The 13,107-nt window shown below is 69.5% G+C and carries 13 protein-coding genes and 8 pseudogenes; 15 read left to right on the top strand and 6 right to left on the bottom strand.

Annotation, left to right across the window (positions count from 1 at the left end):
- Window positions 1–101 precede the first annotated feature (101 nt).
- Window positions 102–919, top strand: a pseudogene (locus ACZ5Y0_RS29175) (IS5 family transposase).
- Between the two features lie 579 nt (window positions 920–1,498).
- The gene (locus tag ACZ5Y0_RS29170) at window positions 1,499–1,831 is read left to right on the top strand and encodes an SH3 domain-containing protein (protein ID WP_469131669.1); all 333 of its coding nucleotides are present in this window, start codon (window positions 1,499–1,501) and stop codon (window positions 1,829–1,831) included.
- A 628-nt stretch (window positions 1,832–2,459) separates the two neighbouring features.
- Here ACZ5Y0_RS29170 and ACZ5Y0_RS29165 read toward each other — a convergent pair.
- Window positions 2,460–3,401 (bottom strand): helix-turn-helix domain-containing protein, encoded by a 942-nt coding sequence (locus ACZ5Y0_RS29165; protein ID WP_469131668.1) that lies wholly within the window; start codon window positions 3,399–3,401, stop codon window positions 2,460–2,462.
- A gap of 143 nt (window positions 3,402–3,544) precedes the next feature.
- Here ACZ5Y0_RS29165 and tpg point away from each other — a divergent pair.
- From tpg to ACZ5Y0_RS29140, 5 genes and pseudogenes are all read left to right on the top strand, one after another.
- Window positions 3,545–3,796: pseudogene (gene tpg / locus ACZ5Y0_RS29160) on the top strand (telomere-protecting terminal protein Tpg); the annotation flags it as partial.
- Window positions 3,797–4,002: 206 nt separating this feature from the next.
- A complete protein-coding gene (locus ACZ5Y0_RS29155) occupies window positions 4,003–4,239 on the top strand; it encodes a hypothetical protein (RefSeq protein WP_469131667.1) in 237 nt (78 codons plus the stop codon).
- Window positions 4,239–4,446 (top strand): annotated as a pseudogene (locus ACZ5Y0_RS29150) (hypothetical protein). The gene ACZ5Y0_RS29155 and the pseudogene ACZ5Y0_RS29150 overlap by 1 nt, the downstream one beginning before the upstream one ends.
- 514 nt (window positions 4,447–4,960) lie before the next feature.
- Window positions 4,961–5,188 (top strand): hypothetical protein, encoded by a 228-nt coding sequence (locus tag ACZ5Y0_RS29145; RefSeq protein ID WP_469131666.1) that lies wholly within the window; start codon window positions 4,961–4,963, stop codon window positions 5,186–5,188.
- Window positions 5,189–5,192: 4 nt separating this feature from the next.
- Window positions 5,193–5,726: pseudogene (locus tag ACZ5Y0_RS29140) on the top strand (Tn3 family transposase); the annotation flags it as partial.
- A 57-nt stretch (window positions 5,727–5,783) separates the two neighbouring features.
- On the opposite strand, the gene ACZ5Y0_RS29135 reads toward ACZ5Y0_RS29140, so the two are convergent.
- From ACZ5Y0_RS29135 to ACZ5Y0_RS29115, 5 genes and pseudogenes are all read right to left on the bottom strand, one after another.
- Window positions 5,784–6,020, bottom strand: coding sequence for a hypothetical protein (locus ACZ5Y0_RS29135; protein ID WP_401778928.1), 237 nt, complete (start codon window positions 6,018–6,020; stop codon window positions 5,784–5,786).
- Between the two features lie 5 nt (window positions 6,021–6,025).
- A complete protein-coding gene (locus ACZ5Y0_RS29130) occupies window positions 6,026–6,373 on the bottom strand; it encodes an ArsR/SmtB family transcription factor (protein WP_469131665.1) in 348 nt (115 codons plus the stop codon).
- Between the two features lie 162 nt (window positions 6,374–6,535).
- Window positions 6,536–7,375, bottom strand: coding sequence for a hypothetical protein (locus ACZ5Y0_RS29125; RefSeq protein ID WP_469131664.1), 840 nt, complete (start codon window positions 7,373–7,375; stop codon window positions 6,536–6,538).
- A complete protein-coding gene (locus ACZ5Y0_RS29120) occupies window positions 7,372–8,106 on the bottom strand; it encodes a MerR family transcriptional regulator (protein ID WP_469131663.1) in 735 nt (244 codons plus the stop codon). Before ACZ5Y0_RS29120 ends, ACZ5Y0_RS29125 begins: the two co-directional genes overlap by 4 nt.
- 137 nt (window positions 8,107–8,243) lie before the next feature.
- A pseudogene (locus ACZ5Y0_RS29115) lies at window positions 8,244–8,480 on the bottom strand (Tn3 family transposase); the annotation flags it as partial.
- On the opposite strand from ACZ5Y0_RS29115, the pseudogene ACZ5Y0_RS29110 reads away from it, so the two are divergent.
- The 8 genes and pseudogenes from ACZ5Y0_RS29110 to ACZ5Y0_RS29075 all read left to right on the top strand — a co-directional run.
- Window positions 8,473–9,107, top strand: a pseudogene (locus ACZ5Y0_RS29110) (tyrosine-type recombinase/integrase); the annotation flags it as partial. The pseudogenes ACZ5Y0_RS29115 and ACZ5Y0_RS29110 sit on opposite strands and share 8 nt — an antisense overlap.
- 92 nt (window positions 9,108–9,199) lie before the next feature.
- Entirely contained in the window at window positions 9,200–10,789 is a 1,590-nt protein-coding gene (locus tag ACZ5Y0_RS29105) for an FAD-dependent monooxygenase (RefSeq protein WP_469131662.1), read from the top strand.
- Window positions 10,764–10,988 (top strand): annotated as a pseudogene (locus ACZ5Y0_RS29100) (hypothetical protein); the annotation flags it as partial. The gene ACZ5Y0_RS29105 and the pseudogene ACZ5Y0_RS29100, both read left to right, overlap by 26 nt.
- A 173-nt stretch (window positions 10,989–11,161) precedes the next feature.
- Window positions 11,162–11,584, top strand: coding sequence for a MarR family transcriptional regulator (locus tag ACZ5Y0_RS29095; RefSeq protein ID WP_469131661.1), 423 nt, complete (start codon window positions 11,162–11,164; stop codon window positions 11,582–11,584).
- The gene (locus tag ACZ5Y0_RS29090) at window positions 11,581–12,036 is read left to right on the top strand and encodes an MFS transporter (RefSeq protein WP_469131660.1); all 456 of its coding nucleotides are present in this window, start codon (window positions 11,581–11,583) and stop codon (window positions 12,034–12,036) included. Before ACZ5Y0_RS29095 ends, ACZ5Y0_RS29090 begins: the two co-directional genes overlap by 4 nt.
- On the top strand, window positions 11,919–12,434 hold the full coding sequence (locus ACZ5Y0_RS29085; protein WP_469131759.1) for an MFS transporter: 516 nt from the start codon (window positions 11,919–11,921) through the stop codon (window positions 12,432–12,434). Before ACZ5Y0_RS29090 ends, ACZ5Y0_RS29085 begins: the two co-directional genes overlap by 118 nt.
- Window positions 12,431–12,871 (top strand): hypothetical protein, encoded by a 441-nt coding sequence (locus ACZ5Y0_RS29080; protein ID WP_469131763.1) that lies wholly within the window; start codon window positions 12,431–12,433, stop codon window positions 12,869–12,871. Before ACZ5Y0_RS29085 ends, ACZ5Y0_RS29080 begins: the two co-directional genes overlap by 4 nt.
- Before the next feature lie 5 nt (window positions 12,872–12,876).
- A pseudogene (locus ACZ5Y0_RS29075) lies at window positions 12,877–13,107 on the top strand (transposase); the annotation flags it as partial.

Genomic DNA, 13,107 nt, shown 5'->3' with positions numbered 1-13,107 from the left:
AGCCGGAGGGAAGCCCCACTCAGGAGCCAACGACCTCTTAGAGGTCCTAACAGAAGTTGTTGATCAAGTGACCGTCGGCTTGTTCGCTCGTTGGTCGGGGCGTGGGGAAACGTCAGTCGCGGCCGTGGATCGTGTCGGACGAACTGTTATCGCTCATCGAGCCGTTGTTGCCGGAGCCAGGTCCGAAGCTGGTGGCGGGCCGGCCTCGGGTGCCGGACCGACAAGCCTTGTGCGGGATCCTGTTCGTGCTGCACACGGGCATCCAGTGGGAGTACCTGCCGCAAGAGTTGGGCTTCGGCTCGGGCATGACCTGCTGGCGGCGCCTGGCCGCCTGGAACGAGGCCGGCGTGTAGGAGAAGCTGCACGTGGTGCTGCTGAAGAAGCTGCGATCGGCGAAGCAGCTGGACTGGTCGAGGGCGGTGATCGACTCCTCCCACGTGCGGGCCGCACGCCGGGGCCCAAAAGCGGTCCCAGCCCGGTCGATCGAGCGCGGCCGGGCAGCAAGCACCACGTCATCACCGACGGCCAGGGCATCCCGCTCGCGGTGTCCCTGACCGGCGGAAACCGTAACGACGTCACCCAACTCCTGCCCCTGCTCGACAAGATCCCAGCCGTGGCCGGCGCCGTCGGACGACCCCGCCGACGGCCTGACACGCTCTTCGCGGACCGCGGCTACGACCACGACAAGTACCGCCGGCTCCTGCGCGAGCGAGGCATCCGCCCGGCGATCGCCGAACGGGGCCAACCACACGGCACTGGCCTGGGCACTTTTCGCTGGGTCGTAGAACGCACCATCTCCTGGCTGCACGGCTTTCGCCGCTTGCGCATCCGATGGGAACGACGCGATGACATCCACGAAGCCTTCCTCGGCCTCGCCGTCTGCCTGATCACCCACAGACACGTCCAGCGCCTTTGTTAGGACCTCTTAGCGCCCCGGCGGGCGGGTCCGGTCGGCGCGGGCTCACCGGCGAGCATCCACCTCACGTCGTCAGTGAGATCCGGACCCGTGCGGAGGACTTCGCGATGCCCGCACCGGTGAGGTACCGCTCGACCGCCGCGGTGTACGACGAGGGCGGGGCGGACAGGGGGGCACCACCCGGGCGCGCGGCAGCCGGAGCCGCCCCCGTTCCCGAGTTCGGTCACCGGTTCGATCGCCATCCCGTCCCACCCTTTCAACGCTGCTGCAGTAGTGCGTACACCTCGTCTGCGGCGGCCGGAGAGCCCGCCGCAGGTTGCGACGATCACCGTAGAGGCCGCCGCAAAATCCGGCATTTACTGCGACAGTTGCATCGCCTCCGTCCGGAACGCTGTCCGGACAAGGCCCTGACCAGCCCGGACAGTCGATGCCTTGTCCGGGACAACCGGTTGCTGTTGCTTCAGCCCGCCGGCAGCCAGCAGCCTGTGTCGTGCCTAGCTGGCCGAACCGTCGCACTGCTGCGGAGATCCGTTGCGGCCGCGAAGCGAGCATCACTTCCGAGATAGCTGGGGGTATGAACGTATGAAACGAACAGTCAGCCTGCTCACCGCCGGAGCCGCCCTGGCATTGGCAGTACAAATGGCACCTGCAGCAGTTGCTGCGGAAGCCGCCGCCTGTGGCGTTAGCGCACCCGACAGAGACACGCGTCCTTACGGGCAGTACTTCACCCAGGACGTCAACCTTCGCAGCGGTCCGGCCTGGGAATGCGGCATCATCGGCCAGGCAACCACTGCCAACAGCGTCGACTACCACTGCACGACTGGCGGGTTTACGTACCTGCGTACAGCGTCGACGAGGTACGGCTGGGTTTCCAACAGCTACCTGGTAAACGGCGGTACTAACGTTCAGTGCTGATCAATCAGCAAGTGAGGCGATTGTGCGTCGGCGGGCCGCTGGTTGGCAGCCAGTACAGACACTGAGCCCTGGCCCGGTGTCCTGGTCTTCGCCGTAAAGAGCTCCCTTGGCCTGTTGCCCACTCGGGCCACTTTCGGGCCCCGGGCTCTGCGATGCCGACGGACACGAAAGACCCCCGCCGGGACCGGCGGGGGTCTTGTCGGACACTGCCAGTCGTCCGCGTGTGGCGATGTCGAACCGCGGGATCGAAGACCGCGCAACCTAGTAGTTCGGCACCCGGCGCCGCACATCCGCTTTCACACGCGACGTGAAGGTCTCCCTGCCTCATCACGGCGGACTCCGGCGGGGGCTGGCAGTCCCAGAGTGTGATCACCTGAGCAGGGCCGTTGGTCTACTGCTGATCGAACGGCGCAGGATCGTCGCCATGCACCAGCGTCCAGCACGCCGCAACGTCTTCCGGCGACCACTCCTGTCGCACACCAGCCCCTTGCCGTCGAACTGTCGGTTCATCCGATCAGCCAACGACAGGGACCAGCAGCAGGAAACGGCATACCCAGACCCCTCAAGAACCTACCGGCGGGCTACTGGCTCCCTGGTGTCCGAGGTAGGACTACAGGGCATTCCTGCGCTACGCGGGCGAGATGGAGAAGATCTGCTTTCCGCTCCTGTCGCAGGGCTGTGTCACCGCCGGCACCCCGGCGACCGTCCCCGATCCGCTCATGCCCACGCATCCATCGCCGACCAACCGGAGAACGTACTGGTCGCTTCGGCCGGAGTCCGTCGGCTCGATGCGGAACCTGCTCGTCTTCCCGCAGTCCTCCCAGGGCTCCAGCAGGGCGGCGCCGGTGCCGACGGTCACCGAGTTCAGGCAGCCCTTGCCGTGGTCGGGGTGGTACCACTGCACGCGGAACGTGTCGTCCGCCGCGGGCACGAGCTCGGTCTGCTGAGGTGCGACGTCCTCGCACGGACGCTGCACGGCCACCAGTGATCCGTACCCCTCGGCATGCCCGTCGGTCAGACACAGGCCGTCCGCCAGGACCGGGCGGATCTGCACGGGACCCTGCGGCAGGGCGGTCCGGTCCGACTTTCCCTCGGAACCGCCCGGCTCACCGGAGAAGCCGAGGACCCAGACGGTGACGGCCACGGCGGATAGCACAGCGAGCCCCACCAGCAGCGCGCGCAGGTGGCGTCGGCCCGGTGCCGGCCCGGTGCGCAGACCGGGAGGTCCCGCACCATCCGCGCCCCCGCCTCCATCGTGGCCTTCGTCCCCGCCTTCGTCCCGGCCTGCCGCACCGCTGACGGCCCTTTCCAGGGCCTCCAGCCATTCCTGCACCCGCTCCACGTCTCCGCAGGCTCGCACGAACTCGGCCACCAGTTCGGGACGCGGTGTAGTCCTCCCGCCGAGGACGTCCGCCAGAGTGCTGCGGGCCAGCACTCCCCCGTGCTCGGCGGCTCGTTCTTCGAGCTGTCGGTACGTCAGCCCGGAACGCTCCTTGAGCTGTCGTAAGGCAGCCGCGAACTCCCCCACATCACGGGCCTCCTGCGGCTGCAACTCCCCCACATTCGCCATGCGGACATGGTGACCGGCCCCGCGGCACGTGGACAACGCTGGTTCCGGCCCTCCGCGGCTGTTTCCGTACGGTCCCGGACAGGATCTGGGCAAGCCGCTGACCAGCCCGGACAAGGCCGGCCCGTCCGGGCCGGATTCCGGTCGTGCATGCCCGTGCAGATCGACGCGTTCACCCCTTTGCGAACCGTCGAGGCCATCGCGTCGAGCATGTAGAACGTCGGCAGCTCCAGCCCGCGGTGCGGGCCCGCTGGCAGCCGCTGGTGCGCAAGTCTCGGCAGAAGCAGGCCGCCACCACCGGCGGGATCACGGTGGAGACCCGGGCCCGGTTCGGCTACACCGCGCCGGTCGGCACGACCGACGACGGACGGTTCCGGCGACTCACCGTGCACCTTCCCCAAACGGCACCAGGGGGACCGGGGTCTCTGGGTCCTGGGACCGGCGTTTCTCCTGGTGGCCACGGAACGCGCAGGAAGCTGGGTCCACCCGGGTCCTGGGGCCGCACGCACCCTCGTACGAGCCGGTTCGTCCGGAGTGGCCCCCAGGGCCCGGGGCGGCCGATACCGTTGGAGCAGACGCCAGTTCTGCCCCTCTGGAGTCCTCGATGAGCGAACAGCCGGCCACCTCCGCCGACCACGCCAGGCAGCAGCTGGAGCCCGCGGCCGCCGACGCGGTCCGCGCGTACGCGGCCAAGACCCGCGAGAACGCCGACCAGCTCGCCGCCGTCCTGGAGGACATCGCCACCAACGGCCTGCCGTCGGTGGAGGACTGCACGCCATGGGAGGAGCTGCGCGAGGCTCACCTCGCCCGCCTCGCCTCGCGGCGCGGGGCCGTCGCCTGATGGCCCCGCGCCGCGCCCGAATCGCCTTCTCCGACGCCGCCGCCAAGCAGCTGGAGACGGATCACCAGCGAGGCGGAGATCCACGCCCTGGACCGCGCCCTGGTCGTCATCTCCGTCGACCCCGACGTCGGCGAGGCGATCCCCGGCGACACCGCCGGCCCCCAGCTGCGCCAGTACGCCGACGAAGCCGAGCAGGTCCGCAGATAACGATCACGATCGTCGCGTAGGTTGAGGCGTAGAGGCCTCCCGAGCCCATGCAGCGCCCCGGATGTTGTTTGGTCCGGGGCGCTGCTGCGTTGCCGCGATGACGCTCCAGGACAAGCCTGTTCGGCTTCCAGCCGAACTTCGCCAACGGCCCGACACGGCGCCCTGGATGCTGAACCCTGACGGGTATGACCACCGCCACGAGCAGCCGTGCGAGAAGGAGCTGAGGTGCCGTCCCTCGTCAATCGACTCATCGCCGGCCGCCAGATCACTGCGATGCGCATGCTCCTGCAGTGCTCCACTGCCGCGGTGATCCTGCGGCAGGGGCCAACCGCACAACCAGGCACAGACCCGGCCTGGTTCGCCTTCCTGTGCCCGGCACGCTCCGTGGACCTGCCGACTGGCCCGCCACCGTGGGCCACACCGACGACGGCCTGACGCTCGACTGCGGAACCATCCTGGACTTCGGCCAGCGGAACAACTGCTCCAGTCGCATGCCGACCTGTGGCTGACGCCCATGACGGGGGTACAACCGCCAGCGCGCAACGACGCCTGGGTCGACGTCCTGGACCAGGCCTACCAAGTGCTGAACGCCCGAGCGGAAGCAAGCACCGACAGCGAGAACGACCCCTTCCAGAGCGTTCTGCTGATCATGGACATGGCCCGCCGGGATGCGGCCGAGGGCAACCTCTTCCAGGCGGCCCACAGCCTGACCTTGTGCGAGTCGCTCGTCCACCGCCTGTGACCCCTACGACCTGCTACGGATGTTCGGCCGCGAGGGCCACCCGACCCCGCTGGGGCAGGCGTTCGCCGAGTACGGGCGGATCGGCAAGACCGAACACCTGATGCGGATGGTCGACCCCGTCGACGACACCTACCGCCGGCAGATGAACCGCCAGCTCACCGTGCAGGAGTCCCGCCACGAGCTGGCCCGCGACGTCTGCCACGGCAAGCGCGGCACCATCCACCAGGCGTACCGCGATGGCATGGAGGACCAGCTCGGCGCGCTCGGCCTGGTCCTCAACGCCATCGTGCTCTGGACGACGAAGTACATCGACGCCGCTGTCGCCCAGCTCCGCGCCGAGGGCCACGAGATCCGGGACGAGGACATCGCCCGGCTCTCCCCGCTCAAGCACCGCAATCTCAACGTGCTCGGCCGCTACAGCTTCACCGCCTCCACACCGGCCGCCGGCGCCCTGCGCCCGTTGCGCGACCCGGACCGGTCGCACTCGACGACGAGGACAGCTCGGACGACTGACCATCGGTGGGTCCGGCAGACGTGAAGGCGCCGTCCCCGCCGAGGCGGTGGACGGCGTCTGTTGGCGTCGGGCAGAGGGTGTTCAGTCCACATCCTTGAGGACGTGCTCGATCTTGGCCATCCGTGCATCCAGGTTGGCCAGATCGCTCTGCATGGCTTCCTGGGTTGCGACTGCCCGCTCCGCGATCGTGCGGAAACTGGTATCCCTGGCCAGCTCTGCCTTCGAGCGTTGCTTGACCGCTATCAGCCAGATCGTGGCCACCAGCACGGCACCGACAACGAGGAAGAGGACTATCTCTTCGATGAGCCAATCGGACATTTGTTTCAGGTCCCCTTCTTTGTGGATTCGCCGCGGTCGGCGCTGTCCGTCAGCGACTCGGATGCGGTCGCCAGTGTTTGCGGCGTGAGGCACAGTGCGAACGGCACTACTTCGTAGAACTTCATCGCCTTGCCGTCGTCTGACACTTCGATGTGGTCAGAGACCAGCCCAACCGTCTGCAGCCGTTTGAGGTGCACTTGGAGCAGTGCCCTGCTGATGCCCAGGTCTCGGGCCAGTTGGCTGACATAGGCAGGGCCCGTCGCCAGAGCGGCGAGTACACGCATCCGATGTGGACTGGCGAGGGTTGCCAAGACTTTCACCAGGCCGTCGCCCGTCAGATCAGCAGTTTCCATAGAACTCCTCGGCACATGCAAGTAATTATTTGCACATGCCTAGGAGTTGTCAACTTCGGCGCCTCACAAACGTTCATTTGTGAGAGTGCCGAGAAGTCGAACGTGCAACCGATCGGCGCGCCTTGCCCGGCGCCGCGTCGCGGCGAAGACCGAACTGTGTGCTCAGGCGGGCTGACGGAGCGCGCTGACCAGCGCGCGCGGGTCGTCGGCGTGGAAGCGGATGGTGTGGGCCTCCTCCGTTGCGCCGAGCGGGCGGGTGAAGGGGAGTGGCCGGTTCAGTTCCAGGGTCACCGAGGTCTGGCTGCCCACGATCAGGTCGAGGACCCCGTCCTCGGAGAGGGTGATCAGTCCGCCTTCGGGATAGCGCCGGTCAACCCGGACCGAGGCGACCGCGTCCGGCGGTACGGCGAAGTCGAAGAGGGCTCCGTAGCGGATCCGCAGAGAACCGTCGGGGCGCACGACGTGCGGCCGGGTGACGCAGGCTGCGTGCAGGGCCAGCACGACGACGACGCCATACAGGTCGAGTACCAGGATCACCCGGTGGACCACCGGCCAAGGGATGAGCAAGGCCAGGACCACCGTCTCGATGACCATCACGAAGAGCAGCCCGTACATCATCGCGGTCTGGGGACCGGTGTACGCGGCAGCGTGCTCCCCGGGGCACACCCCGTGCGTGCCGCGCCGGACCCACCGCCCCAGGGAGGCGAGGACGCGCAGTTCGTGGAGGACCAGGCGGCGGACCGTCACCGGCACCGCCTCCTGCACGGCGGATCGCCGCGCCGCCCGGCGGTCCGCGCCGCGGGCGCGCGCGGCGACGTACAGCGAGCGCAGCACCCATGCCTCCAACAGCAGCACCACGAGCACCAGCGCCTCGGCGCCCGCCAGCGCCCACCCGGGAGGCCGGACCCCAGCCACCAGGCAGGCCGCCAGGGCCAGTTCCCCCGGCAGCACGGCGGCCACCGCGACCCGCGCCGCCCGTACGCGCCTGGGCCGGCCGCTCATCCCCGGCCCCTTTCCACGAAAGCCTCCATGAGCCGGCCCACGACTTCCGCCTGCGCGGGGGTGTACTCGGCGAGCAGCGCCTCCTTGAACCCGGTCACGACCACCCCGTCCTCTGGGATCGCGGCGAACAACTTCGCGGGGACGGCTGCCATCAGGTCAGCCGCCAGGGGTGCGATCCTCGGATCGTCGGCGGGGGCTTCGGCGAGCGCGTCGAGGCGCTCATACAGTTCGACAACTGCGGGATCGGTAACCAGCGTCCCGAGCAGCCCGAGCATCTCTTGGTCACCGGTGCCGGTGGCGTCCAGCAGCGCGAGGTACTCGCGGTCCTTGGCCGCGCTCGGCGAGTCTGTTCGGGGGGCCTGTGCCAGCAGTGCGGCGAGGGCGGGTGAGACGGGCCCGGTCGCGCCGGGCGGCTCGGCGAGCAGGGCGCCGAGTCGGCAGCGGCGCTCCCTGATGTCGGCTTCCTGACGGGCCAGGTCGGCGTCGAGTTCTTCCAACATCTCGGTCAGTTCGCGCCCCGCATCGTCGGCGAGGGCGTCGCGCACTTCATCGAGGCGGAGGCCGAGTTCGGTGAGCCGGCGCACCCGGGCGAGCAGGACGGCGTCGCGGACGCTGTAGGCCCGGTAGCCGTTGGGGCGCCGCTCCGGCTCCGGGAGCAGCCCGACATGGTGGTAGTGCCGGATCGCCCGGGTGGTGAGCCCCACGAGCGCGGCGATCTCTCCGATTCGCATGCCGCCAGTAGAAACCCTGCCGTTGCGTCAAGGTCAAGCGGCGAAAGCATCGTCGGGCGCAAAACGATTCAAGCGCGTCTACACACCGAAGTGGTATGTCCTCGCCAGCGCAAGTATCTGGCCAGGGTCCGCTCCCGCTACCCCTCGTCGTCCTCGTCGAGTTCCACTGTGTCCGGGTCGTGAAGCGGGAGTAGGGCGCCGCCAGCCGGAGTAAAGGCGGTGAAGCTGTAACGGCCCAGGAGGTTGAGGTTGCGGTGCTTGAGCGGGGACAGACGGGCGATGTCCTCGTCCCGGATCTCGTGGCCCTCGACACGGAGCCGGGCGACGGCGGCGTCGATGTACCGGGTGGTCCAGAGCACCACGGCGTCCGAGACTCCGGCCCGCTCGAAGATGGCTGTGGACCGGCTCATCGCCCGGCGCGAGGTGCACCTGCGGGAGAAGACGCTGTGGCGGATGCTCTACGAGACCGCCGCTCGCGCGGAGGAGAGTCTCAGCGTGAACATCGAGGACTTGGACCTCGCCGCGCGCCGCTGTCCAGTGAAGGCCAAGGGCGCCCGGAGCAAGGCCCGGCGCCGGGGACAGGCGCGCGAGGACTGCGTGCTGGAGACCGTCTACTGGGATGCCGGCACCGCACGGCTCCTGCCCCGCCTGCTGCGCGGCCGGACCGCGGGCCGGTGTTCGTCACTCAGCCGCCCCGGCCCGCGGAAGGTCGTCAGCCCGCGCGACGCCCCGACACCGGCCTGGCCCGCCTCTCCTACGGCCAGGCCCGCGCGCTGCTGGACGAGCACACCGCCGTGCGCGGGCCGGGAACCGGCTGGGACCTGCACGAGTACCGCCATTCCGCCCTGACCCAACTCGGCGAGCAGGGCGCCTCCCTGCTGATACTGATGGCGAAGTCCCGGCACAAGAAGCCGGAGAACGTCCGCTGCTGCTTCAAGCCGTCCCCCCAGGCGATCTCGGAGCTGACCAGCTTGCTCGCGCCCGGCGATAGCAGCCGATGAGCCTCGTTCCTTGCTCGTTCTCCTCCCGGGGCCGGTCCCTTGACACCGCTGCGCCTTTTTGGCCTTTTCGACCCTCGGTCATAGTCGGCGCCATGGACTATGACGTAGTGGTGGCCGGAGGCGGCCCGGTCGGACTGATGCTGGCCTGTGAGCTCCGGCTCGGAGGCGCGCGGGTGGCCGTCCTGGAGCGCCTCACCGGAGTGAACCCGACGATCAAGGGCGGGGCGATCACCACGCCGAGCGCCGAGGCGCTCTACCGCCGAGGCATGCTGCCCGCGCTGGCCGAGGTGCAGCGGCAGGCGATGGACCGCTTCCAGGCATTCATGCGCGAACAGAACAGCGGGGACGGAGGCGAAGACGGGGGCCAAGGGCTCGGGTTCGTCGGGCACTTCGCCGGAATCATGCTGCGCGCCGACCTGGTCGACCGTACGGAGCCGGGCCTCGGCGACGCCGGACCCGCCGCCGAGATCGCTTTCGTGGCGCAGCAGGACATCGAGCGGCTGCTCGGCGGGCGGGCGGACGAGCTCGGCGTCGACGTGCGCCGGGGAGTTGAGCTGACCGGCTTCGACGCGGACGACGAGGGCGTCACCGTGCGGACCAGCCACGGGGCCATACGCGCCGGCTGGCTCGTGGGCTGCGACGGCGGCCGCAGCACGGTCCGCAAGATCGCGGGCTTCGAATTTCCCGGTACGGACCCGGAGATCACCTGTCACCAGGCGGTCGTGGAGATGACCGGCGCCGAGGACCTGAAGATCGGCTGGACGGCCACGGACACCGGGGTGTACGCCTACGGGCCGATGCCAGGCCGCGTCGTCACCGTGGAGTTCGACGGCCCGCCGGCCGACCGGGACGCGCCGGTCACCACCGAGGACCTCCAGGCGCGGCTGCGCCGCGTCTCCGGCGTGGACATCACGATCACCAAAGTGCAGACCGCGACCCGCTTCACCGACCACGCCCGCCATGTGACCGACTACCACAAGGGCCGGGTGCTGCTGGCGGGCGACGCGGCGCACGTGCACTCCGCGTTCGGCAGCCAGGGGCTGAGCCTGGGTATCGGGGACGCGATGAACCTCGGCTGGAAGCTCGCCGCGGTGATCGCCGGCCGGGCGCTGGAAGGGCTGCTGGACACGTACACCTCCGAGCGGCACCCGGTCGGTGCGTGGGTCCTGGACTGGACCCGGTCCCAGGTCGCGGCCATGCGCCCGGACCCGCAGTCCCGGGCCCTGCGCGAGATCGTCAGCGACCTGGCGGGGACGGTCGCGGGCACCACGTACCTCACCGCGCGGCTCAACGGTGGCGGGGTGCGGTACGAGCTGCCGGGCGAGCACCCGCTGACCGGCCGCAGCACCCCGGACCTCGAACTCACCGACGGCAGCCGCCTCGCGGACCACCTCCACGGCGGCCGGGCACTCCTGCTCGACCTCATCGACGACCCGGAGCTCCGGGCCCTCGCTGCGGGATATGCCAGCCGCGTCGACACCCTGACGGCCGGCTGCCCGTCCCACCCGGAACTGGCGGCGGTCCTCGTCCGTCCGGACGGCTTCACCGCCTGGGCAGCCGACGCGGGGGCGAAGGCGCCGACGTCGACGGCCGGGCTGGCGGAAGTGCTGGAGGAGTGGTTCGGAGTGCCAGAGGGTGCAGTGCCCCAAGGCCGGGGACGAGCACACGACCCTCGGCGGTGAGCCGGGTGCGGGCTGGGATCCGCATGAGTTGCGGCACTCCGGCCTGACCCACCTCGGCGAGGGAGGGGCGAGCCTGCTGATGCTGATGGCGAAGTCCCGGCACAAGAAGGCGGAGAACGCACGGAAGTACTTCCACCCCTCCCCGGAGGCGATCGCCAAAGTCACCAGCCTGCTCGCTCCGGGCGACCGCCGCCGCTGACCCGCGGGCGGGATGCCTTCCCAGAACGGGGGACCAGCGGTACAGCCCTTGGCGCGACACGTTTTGATTACGAGCCTCGATTATCGCAGCGCTGTTATATTAGCGCTGCGACATCTTCCGATCCCACAGCGGTTCCCGATCCCTGGCACTCCCTGCACGAGCTTCTAGCAGCCATGGACGCCGAGATCGAGCAGGTCTACGTCGAGCGTGGCATCGAGGGGGTGCGGCCTCGGTTCGCCTATCCGCTGATCCGGCTTGCCCACACCGGACCACTGACCATTCGTGAGCTTGCGAAGTCCCTGGACCGCTCGCACTCCGCGATCAGCCAGACCATCGCCGCCATGCGCAAGGAGGATTTGGTCACTTCCGAGCCGGGGCCTGACGCCCGCACCCGGCGGATCGACCTGACCGAGCGCGGCCGGTCGCTGGAGCCGTTCCTGGAGGCAGAGTGGCGCGCTACCCATGAGACGGTCGCCGAACTGGACAGCGAGGTCCCGTACGCGATGACCACCGTTGTCGAGGAAGTGCGGCGGGCGCTGGAACGCCGGTCGATGCGGCAGCGGATCCTCCAGCATCTTGTCGAGCCACCGCGATGAGGGGGCGTGTCCGTGTCCGGTTCCTCGACACCCGCCCGCTGCGTAGCAGCCAGTCGTTTCGCGACCTGTGGCTCGGCACCTCGGTCTCTCAGCTCGGCGGACGGATAGCCAACATGGCGGTGCTGGTCCAGGTCTGGGACCTGACCGGCAGCCCGGTGGGCACCGGTGCCATTGGGCTTGCCACCGGCCTGCCGATGGTGCTGTTCGGGCTGCTCGGTGGCACGTTGGCCGATACGGTTGACCGCCGTGCGGTGGTGCGGGCCACCACCGCAGGCCAACTGCTGGCCCCGCAGGGCTGTGTGCCCAGGCCCTGGCGGAGAACCGAAACGTGTTGCTGCTGCTCGCCCTGGTGGCCATGGGGACGAGTTGCAGTGCTCTCGGAGCTCCTGCCCGGCGCACCTTCGCGGTCCGGCTGTTGCCGGGCGACCAGGTCGCGGCCGGGCTCGCGCTGACCAACGTCTCCTTCCAGGCAGCGATGCTGGCCGGGCCCGCGATGGCCGGGCTGATCATCGCCCGCTGGGATTTCCCCGCCGCATACGCCGCCCAGGCCGTGGCCATGGCAGTCTCGATGCTCGGGGTGATCCGCCTGCCTGCCATGCGGCCCGAAGGCGCCGACGCGGCAGGCAGCAGGCGCCGGCCGGAGTGTGGGGGTTGGCGGATCACCCTGCGCCGCCCGACGCTGTGGGGCTCGATGGCGACCGACCTGTCTGCAACGCTGCTCTCCATGCCCATCGCACTTTTCCCTCTGGCCAACGAGATCCGCTTCGGGAAAAACCCGCAGACCCTCGGCCTGTTCCTCTCGGCCGTCGCGGTCGGGGGATCACGGCCGGTCTGCTCTCCGGCACGGTGACGCGCTGGCGCCGCAGCGGCCTGGTACAGCTGTCCGCAGCCGGTGTCTGGGGCCTGGCACTGGCCTGTTTCGGCCTGGCGGGGCCGTTGTGGCTGGCGCTCGGCTGCCTGGCCGTGGCGGGCGCTGCCGACACCGTGTCTGTCGTCACCCGCAGCGCCCTGGTCCAATTGGAGACTCCGGACGCGTACCGGGGGCGGGTCTCCTCGGTAGAACACGTCATCGGTGTCGCGGGCCCCGAACTCGGCAACTTCCGTGGTGGCCTGTTGGCGTCGGCCACCTCTGCCCCCTTTTCTTCGGTCTTCGGGGGTCTGTCCGCCATCCTGGCGGTCGCCGCCGTGGCCGCGACCAATGCCCCCCTTCGCGCCTACCGCACGCCGCCTGCTGCCGCGAAGCCGAGCCTTCCTGGGGTCGCCGACGCGGCGGCGGCCGCTGGTTAGGTTTCCTCAGCTTCCCAGGCCTGGGGCCCATGCTCGGCGCCCGCGTGCTCGCCGAGCTGGGCGACGACCGGACACGGTTCGCCGACGCCCGGGCGCTGAAGTCGTACGCCGGATCCGCCCCCATCACCCGGGCCTCCGGCAAGAAGCGTTTCGTCGGCCGCCGGTTCGTCAAGAACAACCGCCCCATCAACGCCGGCTTCCGCTGGGCCTTCGCCGCCCTCACCGCCTCACCGGAG

It is taken from the genome of Streptomyces sp. NPDC033216 (assembly GCF_055577115.1).
The sequence above is the reverse complement of the archived record's forward strand: the minus strand, read 5'-3'. Positions and strand labels throughout refer to the sequence as shown.

Bases quoted from the DNA above. Each gene is read 5' to 3' on its own strand.
- ACZ5Y0_RS29125 (WP_469131664.1), bottom strand. From the start codon at position 7,375: ATGAGCGGCCGGCCCAGGCGCGTACGGGCGGCGCGGGTCGCGGTGGCC.
- ACZ5Y0_RS29170 (WP_469131669.1), top strand. From the start codon at position 1,499: ATGAAACGAACAGTCAGCCTGCTCACCGCCGGAGCCGCCCTGGCATTG.
- ACZ5Y0_RS29095 (WP_469131661.1), top strand. From the start codon at position 11,162: ATGGACGCCGAGATCGAGCAGGTCTACGTCGAGCGTGGCATCGAGGGG.
- ACZ5Y0_RS29130 (WP_469131665.1), bottom strand. From the start codon at position 6,373: ATGGAAACTGCTGATCTGACGGGCGACGGCCTGGTGAAAGTCTTGGCA.
- ACZ5Y0_RS29155 (WP_469131667.1), top strand. From the start codon at position 4,003: ATGAGCGAACAGCCGGCCACCTCCGCCGACCACGCCAGGCAGCAGCTG.
- ACZ5Y0_RS29090 (WP_469131660.1), top strand. From the start codon at position 11,581: ATGAGGGGGCGTGTCCGTGTCCGGTTCCTCGACACCCGCCCGCTGCGT.
- ACZ5Y0_RS29135 (WP_401778928.1), bottom strand. From the start codon at position 6,020: ATGTCCGATTGGCTCATCGAAGAGATAGTCCTCTTCCTCGTTGTCGGT.
- ACZ5Y0_RS29145 (WP_469131666.1), top strand. From the start codon at position 4,961: ATGACGGGGGTACAACCGCCAGCGCGCAACGACGCCTGGGTCGACGTC.
- ACZ5Y0_RS29165 (WP_469131668.1), bottom strand. From the start codon at position 3,401: ATGGCGAATGTGGGGGAGTTGCAGCCGCAGGAGGCCCGTGATGTGGGG.
- ACZ5Y0_RS29105 (WP_469131662.1), top strand. From the start codon at position 9,200: ATGGACTATGACGTAGTGGTGGCCGGAGGCGGCCCGGTCGGACTGATG.
- ACZ5Y0_RS29120 (WP_469131663.1), bottom strand. From the start codon at position 8,106: ATGCGAATCGGAGAGATCGCCGCGCTCGTGGGGCTCACCACCCGGGCG.